The organism is Bifidobacterium psychraerophilum, assembly GCF_000741705.1.
In the GTDB taxonomy this organism is placed as follows: domain Bacteria; phylum Actinomycetota; class Actinomycetes; order Actinomycetales; family Bifidobacteriaceae; genus Bombiscardovia; species Bombiscardovia psychraerophila.
The window spans coordinates 138240-153035 of the sequence record NZ_JGZI01000010.1 but is presented as its reverse complement, the minus strand read 5'-3'; the positions used below and the strand labels follow the sequence as shown (position 1 = coordinate 153035).

General features: G+C 59.8%; 6 protein-coding genes. All 6 read left to right on the top strand.

Going from position 1 to position 14796, the window contains the following annotated elements; genetic code table 11:
- Nucleotides 1-70 precede the first annotated feature (70 nt).
- The 6 genes from BPSY_RS07865 to BPSY_RS07840 all read left to right on the top strand — a co-directional run bounded on the left by BPSY_RS07865 (nt 71) and on the right by BPSY_RS07840 (nt 14716).
- Nucleotides 71-844 (top strand): pseudouridine synthase, encoded by a 774-nt coding sequence (locus tag BPSY_RS07865; RefSeq protein ID WP_033496413.1) that lies wholly within the window; start codon nt 71-73, stop codon nt 842-844.
- A complete protein-coding gene (gene der, locus BPSY_RS07860; protein ID WP_033496415.1) occupies nt 841-2970 on the top strand; it encodes a bifunctional cytidylate kinase/GTPase Der in 2130 nt (709 codons plus the stop codon). Before BPSY_RS07865 ends, der begins: the two co-directional genes overlap by 4 nt.
- A gap of 186 nt (nt 2971-3156) precedes the next feature.
- A complete protein-coding gene (locus BPSY_RS07855; RefSeq protein WP_033496417.1) occupies nt 3157-4383 on the top strand; it encodes a cobalamin-independent methionine synthase II family protein in 1227 nt (408 codons plus the stop codon).
- A 367-nt stretch (nt 4384-4750) separates the two neighbouring features.
- Nucleotides 4751-7906: an immunoglobulin-like domain-containing protein gene (locus BPSY_RS07850; RefSeq protein ID WP_051921848.1), complete on the top strand. Its 3156-nt coding sequence runs from the start codon at nt 4751-4753 to the stop codon at nt 7904-7906.
- Nucleotides 7907-8102: 196 nt separating this feature from the next.
- A complete protein-coding gene (locus BPSY_RS11165) occupies nt 8103-10913 on the top strand; it encodes a LamG-like jellyroll fold domain-containing protein (RefSeq protein WP_051921847.1) in 2811 nt (936 codons plus the stop codon).
- A 53-nt stretch (nt 10914-10966) separates the two neighbouring features.
- On the top strand, nt 10967-14716 hold the full coding sequence (locus BPSY_RS07840) for a family 43 glycosylhydrolase (RefSeq protein ID WP_033496420.1): 3750 nt from the start codon (nt 10967-10969) through the stop codon (nt 14714-14716).
- The last annotated feature ends 80 nt before the right edge of the window (nt 14717-14796 follow it).

The following is a 14796-nucleotide window of genomic DNA, read 5'->3' as shown; positions in this document are numbered from 1 at the left end:
TACTATGAACGAGTCTATAGTTATCAGACAATAATTAATACAAGCTGTATACGGCCACGTTGGGAGAACGATGCCTCATTCATATTCTCGCGCCACGAAGGCGCATGAAGATTCAGCACATGCCATACGTCTGCAGAAGGTTCTGGCTCAGGCAGGATTCGGTTCCCGTCGCAAATGCGAGCAGATCATCACCGAGGGCCGGGTCGAGGTCGATGGGGAGCTCGTGACCGAGCTCGGCTCACGTGTCGATCCCGGTAGCCAGAAGATCAGGGTGGACGGTTCGCGCATACACATCAACAATCGTCACGTGACCTTGGCGTTGAACAAGCCGAAGAAGGTCCTGTCGACGATGGACGACCCCAAAGGACGCTTCACCCTCAGGGATATCATCGGTGACAAGTACGAGCGGGTATTCCATATGGGACGTCTGGATTACGACTCGGAGGGCCTGATCCTGATGACCGATGACGGCGAGCTCTCGCAGCACGTCATGCATCCCAAATACGAGGTCGCCAAAACCTATATCGCCACCTTGGAAGGCAAGATCGGCGGCAACGTGTGCCGCAGGCTGGTCACCCAGGGCGTGCACCTGGATGATGGCCAGATCACACTGGATCATTGCGCGATCATCGACCAGAGCCGAGAACACACCATCGTCAAGGTGGTGTTGCACTCCGGCAAGAACCGCATAGTGCGCAGACTCTTCGGAGCCGTCGGTTTCCCGGTGAAGCGACTCGTCCGCACGCAGATCGGCCCCATCAAGCTCGGTGACGTCAAGCCGGGTGCATACCGGGTGCTTTCATCCGTAGAGGTGAAGTCCCTGGAGAAGGAGGTGGGTCTGTGATCACGGTCGCCATCGATGGTCCTGCCGGCGTCGGCAAATCGACCACATCCAAAGCGCTTGCCAAACATTTCGGATTCGCCTACCTCGACACCGGTGCCATGTACAGGGCCTGCGCATGGTGGTGCCTTGAGCGGGGCATCGATCTGGACGCCGAGCATCCGGACGAGCAGCTCATCACCGAAACCGTCGGCGCGTTCTTCACCGAAGGGCATTTCGATATCGGGTTGAATCCCGACAATCCCACGGTTCTGGCGGACGGCAAGGACATCACGATGCTGATACGGGACCATGAGGTCTCATCACATGTTTCCGTGGTATCCAGCATCATACCCGTCCGCAATGTGCTGATCGCGGCCCAGCGTGCATACATCGCCGGCGAATCCTCGAAGGACTCGTATTCCGAGGGTGCCGGGATCGTCGCCGAAGGCCGGGATATCACCACAGTCGTGGCGCCGAAGGCCGATGTGCGGGTATTGCTCACCGCCCGTGAGGAGATCAGGGCGGCCCGCAGAGCCGGTCAGAGCGCGACGGGCGTCGGAGGCGATGACGTCGAGGCACGCGATAAGGCCGACTCGAAGGTGACCAGCTTTCTGAGTGCCGCGGAGGGCGTGACCACCGTCGACAACTCGGATATGGATTTCGACCAGACCCTCGCGGCACTGGTCTCACTGGTCGAGGACGCGGTGGAAAGGCGTTCATACGAGGAATACGCGGCGAATCTCGAAGGCTATGAGCTTGAGGATGAGGACCGCAACCTGCTTGAAGCCGATGGCTCCGTCATGGACGGGGACCGGTACGCCGCCAAACAGGTAGGTGTGCTCGCCGTCGTGGGCCGCCCCAATGTCGGAAAATCGACCTTGGTCAATCGAATCCTGGGCCGTCGTGCGGCCGTGGTCGAGGACACCCCCGGGGTGACGCGCGACCGTGTCGGTTACGACGCCGAATGGTCGGGACATGATTTCCGTCTGGTGGACACCGGTGGCTGGGAATCCGATGTCGAAGGCATCGAATCGGCCATCGCATCCCAGGCACAGGTTGCCGTTTCCCTCGCGGATGCGGTCGTGCTGGTGGTCGATGGACAGGTCGGCATGACGGCAAGCGACGAGAACATCGTGCGCATGCTCCGTGCCTCCGGCAAACCCACCCTGCTCGCCGTCAACAAGGTGGATGACAGCACCGGCGAGTACATGGCCGCCGAGTTCTGGAAACTCGGGATGGGGGAGCCCTATGCCATTTCGGCCATGCATGGGCGCGGCATAGGAGAGCTGCTCGACGCTTCGATGGACTGCCTGGCATCCGCGAAGAAGACCTCGGGCTTTCTCACGCCGACCGGTCTGCGACGGGTGGCGCTTGTCGGACGTCCGAATGTGGGCAAATCCTCCTTGCTGAACCAGCTGGCGCATGAGGAAAGATCGGTGGTCAACGATCTTGCCGGCACCACGCGCGATCCCGTTGACGAGGTGGTCGATGTCGATGGCGAGGATTGGCTCTTCGTCGATACGGCCGGCATCAAACGCCGTCTGCACAAGGTTTCGGGAGCGGATTACTATTCCAGTCTGCGCACGCAGGCCGCGATCGAACGCTCGGAACTGGTGCTGGTGCTCTTCGATACCTCACAGCCGATTTCCGATCAGGATCTCAAGGTCATGAGCCAGGCCGTTGATGCGGGCCGTGCCATCGTCCTGATCTTCAACAAGTGGGATCTGCTCGATTCCTTCGGCAGACAGCGTCTGGAAAGACTCTGGGAAACCGAATTCGATCGGGTCACCTGGGCGCAGCGTGTGAACCTTTCGGCCAAAACGGGATGGCACACCAATCGTCTGGCCGATGCGATGCGATCCGCTTTGGAATCCTGGGATCAGCGTATTCCCACCGGCAAGCTCAATGCCTTCCTCGGAAAGATCCAGGCCGCGCATCCTCATCCACTCAGAGGAGGCAAACAGCCGCGCATCCTCTTCGCGACCCAGGCCTCGAACCGTCCTCCACGATTCGTGATTTTCGCCACAGGTTTCCTCGAGCACGGATACCGTCGTTTCATCGAACGCTCCCTGCGCGAAGAGTTCGGTTTCGAAGGAACACCGGTTCAGATATCGGTCAATATCCGGGAGAAGCGCAAAAAACGCTGATATTGCAACACAGTCAGGCCCACCCTGCAGGCGGCAGCCACGATCATGGCGAGCACAGCCCCGCACGGTGGGCCTTCACCGTTATGCGCAACCATCCGACGCGGCCCGGCACGGTCCGGAAAACGCCGTACCGCATCGTGGCCCGATATGCTGCGCGAGGGCTCAAAGAGCCCTATCGTGGGATGTATGTTACATAACGACGATCACATACTGGTATCCCACGCGGGAAGCCTTCCCCGCAGCAAACAGCTCATCGAAGCCAATGCCGCCCGGCAATTCGCCGAAGATGGTTTCACGCTCAATCACACACCGGAATTCGACGCACTCGAAACGGCAGCCGTGGACGAGGTTGTACGGCATCAGCGCGAAGTCGGGGTCGATATCCCCAATGACGGCGAATACGGCAAGGCGATGAGTTCCTCCGTCGATTACGGGGCATGGTGGAACTACATCTCCCAACGGGTCTCAGGTCTTCGCATATCGAAAAGCGATCCCTTCGACGCCACCCCGGTAAGAAGCACACCCGGGCATCTGCGCTACACCACATTCCCCGATCGCCGCGATTGGACACGTTTCCACGACGTGTACTCCGATCCTGACGGGGGTGTGCTCGTAGGCAAGACCGCAACCGCCTATCCCAGTGTCGTGGGACCGCTGACGTACATCGGTCAGGATGCGGTGAACGAGGATATCCGCAATCTGCAGGCCGCATTGCGACGTGAAGGATTCCCGACCGGTTTCATCACCGCCGTCTCACCCGGTTCCGCCGCACGAGTCGGCAATGAGTACTACAGCAGCGACGAGGAGTTGCTCTTCGCATGGGCCGATGTCTTGCACGAGGAATACAAAGCGATAACCGATGCCGGTCTGGAACTGCAGATCGATGACCCTTCGATCGCCGAGGGCTTCGACCAGATCAACCCGGAACCATCCATCGAGGATTATCGCAACTTCATCCAGCCGCGCATCGAAGCGATGAATCACGCGCTCAGAGGCATCCCCGAGGAACTGGTCCGCTTCCACGTGTGCTGGGGCAGCTGGCACGGTCCCCACACCACTGACATTCCTTTTGAGGCCATCATAGACAAGGTCTTGCAGATCAACGCGGGCGGATACACCTTCGAGGCGGCGAACGTCCGTCATGAGCATGAATGGCGCGTCTGGGAGGATCACAAACTGCCCGAAGGCAAAGTCATCATTCCAGGTGTGGTCACTCACTCCACGAACGTCATCGAGCATCCCCGCCTGGTCGCCGATCGGATCGAACGCTTCGCCGGACTGGTCGGCAAGGAGAACGTCATCGCCTCGACCGATTGCGGTCTTGGTGGGCGCGTTCACCCGCACATCGCGTGGGCCAAGCTTGAGACGCTTGCCAAAGGCGCGGCATTGGCCTCCGAGGAGCTCTGGGGCTGAACCCTTTCGGCTCCCTGGATTGTTATCGAATTGTTATCCGGCCGCCCGATACGGAAATTCCCTGTTCCGGAAGGTCAGGATTCCCGGAATATGAACGATTTACAATCACAATTCGTTATCTGAAACCCGACATCCCCAGCCCGGTCGCGCCACGCGACCGGGCTGAATCTATGTATTGTTCAAGAGTGTTCTGTGCATTCACCGTTGAATGCGCGGCGATTTCCAAAACAAAGCAGCGACGAGTGCTATTCGAAGCGATCATCCACAGGCGTATCGCCATCCCATGACGGGGACATCACACATGGGCTCCGGATGAAGCACTGGCCGAACAGGGGGGCTTGTGAACAGTAATAGTGGTACAAGACTTGTGAGAAAACTTGCAGCGGGTGCCATCAGCGCGGTATTGCTGATGGCATGCGGCGCCGTGCAGCTCGGCACTGCCTCTGCGGATACCGGCATCCAGCCGTTGATCCACTACCCATTCGACACGGCGGCGGATGATGGGATAGTCCGGAACACCGGTACGGCTGAGGACAGCGACGGTGTTATCAGCGGCAGCGCCGCCATCGAGAACGGTCGGATCATGCTGACCGGAAGCCAGTATGTGACCGTGCCCACTGCATCCTTGGCGGGAAACAGCGACGTCACCGTGTCGATGTGGTTGAAGAACAATTACGGGAGCGGCAACACCGCCGCCGCGTATATCGGCAACGCTTCCACATCCAAAGGCTATTTCCTCCTGAATCCTTCCAATCCCAGCAATTACCTCAAATCGGTGATGACCGGCGCAACAGCGGCGAATCCCAGCAGCAGTCCCTGGTCCACGGAAACAGGACCCGGCTCGACGGCCGCCCCCACCAGCGGCACTCGATCCACCGCGGCATTGGCCCTGTACACCACCGTGATCGATGGTTCCTCAGGCAAGATGAGCGTATACCTCAACGGGAAACAGGTCGGATCCAGTGAATATGCCATTGCGGAGGGAGGCTTGACGAATTACAAGGACCTGGTCGCTTATATCGGCAAATCCTCGTACCCGGATCCCAACACGAAAATCGACGTCGATGATTATGCGGTGTACGGCTCGGCCCTGAGCGCCGACGCGATCTCCGACATATATTCCTCCCAGGTCTTCGACAAGGCCATCTCCGGGGTGGAGCTCCCAACGACCGTGACCGCAGACTTCACGCTGCCGACCACGTCCGCGGGAACGACAATCGCATGGAGTTCTGATAACAGCGCCATTTCGATTACGGGCGGCAAGGCGACCGTGACCCGCCCGGACTCGCAGCACAGCGATCAGCAGGTGACTTTGACGGCCACCTTCTCCGTTGATGGTCTCAGCCAAAGCAAGGAATACACACTCACCGTACCTCGCGGGCTCAGCGACGCGGAACGGGTGCAGCAGGATCTCGCAGCCATCGCCATCGCGAATGCGGACGATATGAGGACCAATTTCTCCGTACCCACATCAGGCGTGAACGGCTCGCTCATCACCTGGAATGTTGTGGATGGTGGCGAAGCATCCCCATCCATAACGGAGGGTGTCAATGATTCGTCACGGACCGTCACGGTTTTCCGCCCGGCCGCAGGGAAGGACGCCACGCAACTGGTGTTGAGGGCGACGGCCACACTCGGCGACGTGACGACAAGCAAGGACTTCACGGTCACCATACAGGCCATGCCAACGGATGAGTCGGCTGATGAGGCCTATGTATGGGCCTTCTTCACCGGAGAGGGCGTGGGAGGGGAGAAAATCAGCCTTTCCGCTTCAAAAGGCAATGATGCTCTTGATTGGAACACTCTGAACGCCGGAACACCCCTGTTCACATCCTCACAGGGGGAGCAGGGCCTTCGCGATCCCTTCATATTCAAATCCAAGGATGGCGACAAGTTCTATATGATCGCCACCGACCTGAAAATCGCGGGCCGCCCGAATTCGGCCGGTGGCCTGTCCGGTTTCGCGGGCGCCCAGGCCGATGGATCGAAGTACATCGAGATCTGGGAGTCCGATGATCTGGTCACCTGGTCCGATCAACGGCATGTGAAGGTCAGCTCCGAATACGCGGGCAACACCTGGGCACCGGAAGCCTACTACGACGAGGAACTCGGCAAGTACGTCGTGTATTGGGCGTCGAATCTCTACGACACGACGGATACCGCCGCGCGGACAACACTGACCTACAACCGGATGATGTACGTCACCAGCGATGACTTCGTGAATTTCTCGGAGGCGAAGATCTGGATCGACGTGGATCGCCGGGGACAGAGCGGTGCCGGTTCCATCGACGCCACGGTTCAGCAAGAGAACGGCACGTATTACCGCATCTACAAAGACGAGAATTCCATGACCCTGCGTCAGGAGAAATCGACGAATCTCCTGGCCACGATCACGGGCAGCTATCCGACCTCGGGTCTGGCAAGCGATCAGTGGTCGTTGATGGGGGAGAGAATCGGATACGGGCAGTCGAATGGCTACGGCGGGACCTTCAGCGCAGGGGAGGGACCCTCATTATTCAAGGCGAACGCCGATGACGTGAACGGGTACCAGTACTATCTCTTCGCCGATCAGCCCAACTACCACGGCGGCCCGAACCATTACGTGCCGCTGGCCACTGAGGATATCTCCGACGCCTCCGCATGGACCGTCATCGGCAATGAGATGCCGGAAGGCAACTTCCCGACGAACTCCGATGGCGGGATGCCCCGCCATGGCACGGTGCTGCCCGTGACCCGAGCGCAGTATCAGCGGGTCTTGGAGGCGTATGCGCCGAATATCGCGGTTGCATCCGTGCAGGCGGTCAGCCTGAGCACCACGGTCGGCACCGATCCCACGGCATCCCTGCCGAACACCGTGACACTGACGAAGGCGGATGACTCGCAAGCCTCAGCCGGAGTGAGCTGGGATCAGATCGATGCGGCGTCCTATGCACAGGCCGGATCATTCGAAGTCCGGGGTGTCGCCGATGACGATTCCCGTATGCCGGTCTCCGCCACCGTGACCGTGTTGCCGGTCGACACCGGGCTTTCCGACGAGGTGCGTCTCAAGTCACTGCGTGTATCCGGCACGGAGGTGAGCATTCCCGATCTCGAGGCAGGCAAGGCGGTGGTCCGCGTAGCCGATCCCTCGACGGTCACGAAAGCCGATGTGCATGCCAGTGCCGTCGACCCCGCCGCGACTGTGGAGATATCCCTTGCGGATCATGTCATCACCATCGCGGTCACGTCATCGGATGCGAGCAGGCATGCGATCTACACGGTGACCTTGCAGAAAAGCGGTGGGGAGACACCTTCGCCCGGGGGAGATGATGACTCCGGTGCAGCTGTACCGTCCGATGGCAAACAGGGCGGCAACAGCCAGGACGGCGGCCAACAACATACCGCCCTCAGCGGGAAACTGCCCAGCACCGGATCGACGGTCAGCGCGATCGTAATCCTCGCGATACTCGCCACCTCGCTCGGTGCCACCGCATTGGCCCGTTCCCATATGAGACGCGATAGCGCCGATCAGCACATACGGTAGCGGCGATCACGGCGGCAGCCGTGCCTATCCGCATCGAATCCCGTGATTCGCGGGTCAGGCACGGCTGCACCACAGCCCGGGCATCGACCGATATCACCAGCCACTGCAATGGCGCATATGCCTGCTGACACCCGCTGACACCGGCAGTGTTCCGGATCCCTGAGCGTATCGCGCACACGACACAGAAAGAACGATCATGACAAGCATCAAAAAACTGCTGACATGCGTGACCGCATTCGCGGCGCTGGGCACGGGGCTGGCATCGTCCACCGTCGCCTCGGCTGAACCTCAGACGGAGGATTCGAGCATCAGCCCGATCGCCAGCTTTGATTTCAACACCCCTGCAGTCGATAAGGCCTATGCCTATGACGGGGCCAAAGCGAGCATCAAGGGCACGGAGACACTGGTGTCCGGTGCGGAAGGCGAGGGCACGGCAGCGCAACTCGGCAGTGCCTTCTGGCTCGATGTCACCAAGAACGACGGCAGCCCGCTCCTCGCCGGCATGGATGATGTCACCTTCTCATTCGACAGCAAAACACAGCAGAGCTTCGGTGCCTGGGCCCTGTTCGCCGCACCGACGAACGCTCAGGTCGAGGGAAACGCCCCGACGTATGTCGGAGTGCTCGATCACACCGACAAGATCAGGGTCGAACGCTATCTCAGTGGGCGAGCCGGGGATGCGGCCACCATCGAAGCGGGCGTCACCACCGGCACCTCATGGAAACACGTGGATGTCGTGGTTTCCGGGAAGACCTCCACGGTGTACGTCGACAGGAAATTCGTCGCACGGAACACCTCCGGCAATACGCTCAGCGAGATCCTCGGCGACTCGGGCGGAGTGCTCCAATTCGGCAAGGGCAATTGGGGCAGCGGCGAGTACTATTCCGGTCTGCTCGACAATCTGAAGATATATGATGCCGCGCTTTCCGGCACCCAACTGGGAATAACCCAGCCCACATCCTTGAGCATCCAGGGCACCGGAGTCAAGGACGGCGCGCTCACCGTCAAGGAGGGCTCTTCGGCGAAACTATCGGCAACGATCTCACCGAGCGGGGCCGATCCCGAACTGACATGGGAATCGAATAATCCGGCGGTCGCGAGCATCTCGGCAAGCGGTCTGGTCACCGCATCGATGGCAGGGACCGCGACAATATCCGCCCGTTCGCAGCGGGATCCCTCGATCAGCACCAGCATCAAGGTCACGGTTGATGCGGTGGACGGCGATGATGCATATGGATACATCATGGTTCATTTCATGGAGGATTCCAATGGATACGCGGAGAAAATCTATTTCGACATCTCACGCGGCGACAATGCCGAGCAATGGGATCCGCTCAATGCCGGAGAACCCGTGCTGGCCAATAACCTGTCCACAACCGGCGTACGCGACCCCTTCATCGCGTATAACCCGGAGAATGCCACCTACTACGTGCTGGCAACCGATCTGCGCGTGTTCGGCGGCGACAATGCGAATTGGTATGCGTGGGTGAATGATTACAGCACCAAGTTTCATGTATGGCAGACCAAGGACTTCATCAGCTTCAGTGATATGAGCACACTGGAAACGACCGCGGACAGCAGCGGGACGCGGTCCTCCACATTGACGGATACGGTGACCGGCGATGCCATTTCGCAGATCGGCATGGCGTGGGCGCCCGAGGCGACCTGGGTCGCCGACTTCTGCGACCTGAACGATGACGGGGTTGATAACGCCTCCTGCGAAGGCGGAGCATTCGTGATGTATTGGTCGGTTGAGGCCCAGGTGGGGGATGCTCCGCGAGGGAAGAACGTGCTGTGGGCGTCGACCACCGATTTCTCCCAGGACAGCTTCGAATTCGGCGGTGTTCTGGTACCGACCACGAGTTACACCACCACCATCGACACCACGATCATTCAGCGCGAACGTGCCGATGGGGGACTGCGCACCTATCGTGTCACCGGGAGCGGGAACATCTACATGCAGGTCACCGATCGGCAGGACTGGTGGCGGGCAGCCAATAACGTCGACTGGAGGACGACGCAGCAGGGCATCGGCAGCGCATACGGTTCGGTCGAAGGCGCCGCGAGTTTCAAGGTCAACGGCGAGGACAAGTGGTATCTGTATGTGGACAATTTCCCCACACCCGGCTACCGTCCGATGGTCGCGAGCGATCTCGACGCCGAGGATGCATGGCAGTATCTGGATTCATCGGATTTCGTGCTGAGATCAGGCACCAAGCATGGTGGCATCGTTCCACTGACCAAGTCCGGCTATGACGCGATTCGCGCAGCCGATGCCTCACCAAGCCAGAACGCCGATCTGAACGTCAAGGAGACGGTGAAGGTTCCCAGAGGAGCCTCCGCGGAGCAGCTTGTCTCCGCACTTCCGAAAACACAGCAGGTCAGCCTGAACCATGATTTCGGCACCGCCGACAGTGAGGTCAGCTGGGATGTCTCCGGCGTCGACACCTCGCGTGATGGAAGATATACGGTTTCCGGAACCGTCCGAAGCATAGGTGCGAATCTCAACCATTGGTCATGGACCGATTCCACCGGACGCAGCAGAAGTGATACGGAGCTCCTGATCAACAGCGGTGCGAATACCGCGAATTCATGGAGCCTCTCCGGTGGCTTCGCGGCCCAGGCCACGGACCGCCCACTGTACAGCTCGACAGCCATCACGGTCAGTGCCGAAGTCGTGGTGTCACAGGACGACGGCGAGGGCACCGATGACGGCGACAACGACGGCGACGATGACGGTGGAAACAACGGCGGGAATGACGGCAGCGGCAGCGAGGATCCGGATGCGACGGGGGAATCCAAGCAGACGGAAGGTGATGCCGCGGGCAATGGGAAGGATACGCGGAGCGTCATCAGTGACAAGACCTTGGCGTCGACCGGTGCGGCAAGCGGTCCACCCATCCGCACCGCCGCTCTGCTGCTCCTTGCAGCCGCCGTGTCACTGATGCTGCGCCACCTCGTCAAGCACAGGCGCACGTCGCCCCCTTCCTCATCCGAACAGCAATGAACCTAAAGGATGCCCAGATAATCGCGCATCCGACACCACTGAATAGGAGTGCAATGAAGCATGTGAACAAACTACTGGCCGTGCTTACGGCCATACCGGTGACCTTCGCGGGGGTGATGATGCTCCCTTCCTCCGCATTGGCGGAAACGACGGTGCCGGCAGACGGACTCGTGGCCGAATACTCATTCGAGAACAAACCGGATGACGGCATAACCGTCGACAACACCGCGAGCGCGAGCGAGGTCGGCGCCGCCGAAGTCCAGAATCCCAGCGACAGCCTGTGGTCCGACAAGGCCCTGACCCTGACAGGAGGTTCGAAGGATGGCTCAGGCAGTTGGGTCAAGCTGCCCTCCGATCTGCTCGCAGGCAGCAGCTCGGCCACCGTACAGATCGAGGTGAAAGCCGACCCATCCATGCTCAGTGCCTTCCACTTCCTGTGGAATATCGGCAACTCATCGCCCAACACCGAGTATTTCTTCGCATCCTTGAACTGCGGATCCAACCGCAGGCCCCTGGTCGGCATCAAATCATCCGCGGTCGAAACCCTCGTGCAATCCGCTTCCTGCACCGCGAAAGCCAATCAGTGGCTGTCGGTCACCGCCACCATCGACGGTTCCACCAAAAGTGCGAAACTCTACATAGACGGCGAAGCGGTGGCGGCAGGAACCGTTCCCGCCGACCCTTCACATGTGGCCGACCAGAGTCTCAACACCATCGGACGCGCACCCTGGCCGGACAACAACTTCAAGGGGGCCGTCTCGACCATGCGCATATACGATACGGCGCTGAGCGCGGAAGAGATCGCATCGATAAGCGACGACGATGCCCGCATCCATGAAGATGAGATCGCCAATGCGGTTATCGATGGACTCGATTTCGCCGATCAGACCGTGAATGCGAGCTACATCGCCCTGCCAAGCGAAGGTGGCGCGGTAACGTGGACCTCAAGTGATGAATCGATCATCACGAATCAGGGTGTCGTCAACCAACCCGCCAAGGGCGAGGATGACCGGACGGTGACATTGACGGCCACCACCGTGACACGCGGTCTGAGCTCCAGCAGAAGCTACACCATCACCGTCAAAGCGAGTGACAAATCCACTGAGGAGCTGCTTGCGGATGCCGCCACCGGATATGTGATCCCGACGGTCCTCGAATCAGGCACCAGCCTGCCCTCCGCGATCAACGGCACCGAGGTGTCCTTCACCGCCTCGGATGGAATCACTGTTTCCGAAGATGGCAGACTGAGCATCGCAGGGGAGGAGCGGACAAGCGGTAGCGTCACGGCGACGATCAGCAAGGCGGGGGCCGCGTCCCCGGTACAGAAGACCTTCAGGGTACAGGTGTTGCCGGCTTCGAAGGCACAGACCCTTGCCGCGTACGACAGGAATGCCACATCGGTGGATGAGGCCAACAATGGTGATGTGGCGCATAGCATGCATCTGGCATTGAAGGATGACGATGATGCCGCTTTCACCACCCTGAACGAGAACTATGGAATTTTCTTCCCCCTCGGCTATGCATCGCAACCATTGAATATGAATACGGTCGATTACGCACGGAGCCTCAAGGACCCCTCGGTGCTGTACATGGCGGACGGATCCTATGGCATCGTGTCGGTGCGCACCAAACGAGGCACGGATACCGCCGATGCCAGAAACAGCATTCTTCTGGCCACATCCGACGATCTGCTCAGCTACCACGAGGATCCGAATTCGGCCGGCATCATTGACGTCGGGGAGACGAACGGCGTAAATCATCCCTATGCCGTCTACGACTCAGCCTCCACACGCTATCTGGTCGGCTGGTCCGATGACAATGGCGTATCCAAATACACCACATTCGAGCAGCTGATCGATGCCGATTCGCAGCACGGCGAGGTGCTCGTCGGGGAATTCTCGACCCTGGGAATCATGGATGCCGATACCGCAGGTGGCATCGAGGACTTCCGGGCGGGATCGACAATCCCGATCGACGAGGAGACGGCGAGCGCTTTGGACGTCCGTTTCGGACGCTCGCAGAACACCGGGGTGAGCAACCTCTCCGACATCACGGTGAAGCGGAACTCCTCGGTGGATGCCCTGCAGCTGCCCGCAAAGGCCGAATTGACGTATTCCGATGGTTCGACAGGATCACTGCCCATCGAATCATGGGACACATCCGACGTCGATCTGACGAAGGTCGGCGAATACACGGTGAGCGGAACCGTGAAGCAGACATCATACAAGGTCCCCTTCGCGGAGGAGCGCGCCGACCCGTCGGTGTACAAGTGGAACTGGAAACATCAGGTCGATGGCAAGGACGTCACCGAAATCAAGTATCTGATGATAGCCACCAATGACATCTACGGTGATGTGACCTGGCAGCGGGGCACCCCTCATATGCCCTTCCGCATGGCGGACAGCATCGAGGCTCTGGCTGACACACCGGGCGAGGCCAGTGGTCTGGTCGCCAGCAATGGTTACAACCCGAAGGAGAACATCCTGCTCTCCGCCGGCGCCAAGGACAGCGATGGCAATTCGATTATGCACAGTTTCTGGGCCCCGGAGATCCACGAAATCGACGGACGTCTGACGATCCTCTTCATGGCCGGGTACGGCAGTACCTGGTCGAACGGGAAATCCGTCTACATGCAGCTGAAGCAGGATGCGAACGGCAACGACCTGGACCCAACCCAGGCCGCCAATTGGGATACCCCGCATCCAATCACACGAAGCGATGGCAGCGCATTGGCCACCGCGGCGAACGGCAGTGTGGGTATGTCACTCGATATGACCTACTTCCAGGATGAACAGGGGCAGTCCTACTATGCCTGGCAGCAACTGGGGGCGACGTATATCGCGACCATGGATCCTTCCGACCCCTCCCATATCACCTCAACGCCGGTGCGCATCGTGGCACCGGAATACGCGTGGAACGTCACCATCGCCGAAGGCCCGAATGTCACGACGCGCGACGGGAAACTGTATCTGATGTATTCAGGGTCCTCGGTCGGTAAAACATATACCACGGGATTGGCCGTCGCCGACGCTTCAGGCAACACCGATCTGACGGATCCATCCAGCTGGTCGAATCTCAATTATCCGATTCAGAAATCAGGTATATTCAACGGCAGCTGGCAATTGGGCACCGGGCACGGCATGTGGAGCGAAGACGAGGACGGCAATCAGATATACGTCTTCCACGCCTATGCGAACCAAAGCGAGGGGTACCGCAACTATTCGGGAAGGGACACCTTCGTGCGCCGCGTCCATTGGGCCGCGGACGGCATGCCCGTATTCGACATGGATTCCTCCGAGGAACTCGCATCCGCAAGCGTCTCATTCAAGGTGAACGTGGTCTCCGACGATGTCAGCGTTGACAAAACAGCATTGTCGCAGACGATCCGCTCCGCACGGCAGCTCAGTGCGAAGGATTACACCGCTACCACGTGGAAGGCCTTCAGCGCGGCACTGGCCGCGGCCCAGGATGTGTATGCGGATGATGGGGCCTCCCAACAGCAGGTCGACGATGCCGAGAAGGCCCTTGCCGCCGCGATGGACTCGCTTGTGAGATCCAAAGGCGATACGGATGACGGCGGCACCGGTGGCAATGGCACAGGTGGCAACGGCACGGACGGTAACGATGCCTCCGGCACCGGCAACGGCGGTGCACAGACGGGTGATGGGGATACCGCGGCAAGGGATGGAGTCGCCGGATTGGCCCGGAGCGGTTCGGCGCTCGCAGGCGTGGCCGCGCTCGCACTGATCTGCGCAGGTGTGGGTGTGGTGACGGTGAAGCTACGCAGGAAAGCACAACGATAAGGGTCACACCCTAGGATCAGGACCGTGTGGGTGGGGTCCCGTGCCGGTCACGGGACCCCACCCACATTGGCGTATGAAGC

Bases quoted from the DNA above. Each gene is read 5' to 3' on its own strand.
- BPSY_RS07865 (WP_033496413.1), top strand. From the start codon at position 71: ATGCCTCATTCATATTCTCGCGCCACGAAGGCGCATGAAGATTCAGCA.
- BPSY_RS07855 (WP_033496417.1), top strand. From the start codon at position 3,157: ATGTTACATAACGACGATCACATACTGGTATCCCACGCGGGAAGCCTT.
- BPSY_RS11165 (WP_051921847.1), top strand. From the start codon at position 8,103: ATGACAAGCATCAAAAAACTGCTGACATGCGTGACCGCATTCGCGGCG.
- BPSY_RS07840 (WP_033496420.1), top strand. From the start codon at position 10,967: ATGAAGCATGTGAACAAACTACTGGCCGTGCTTACGGCCATACCGGTG.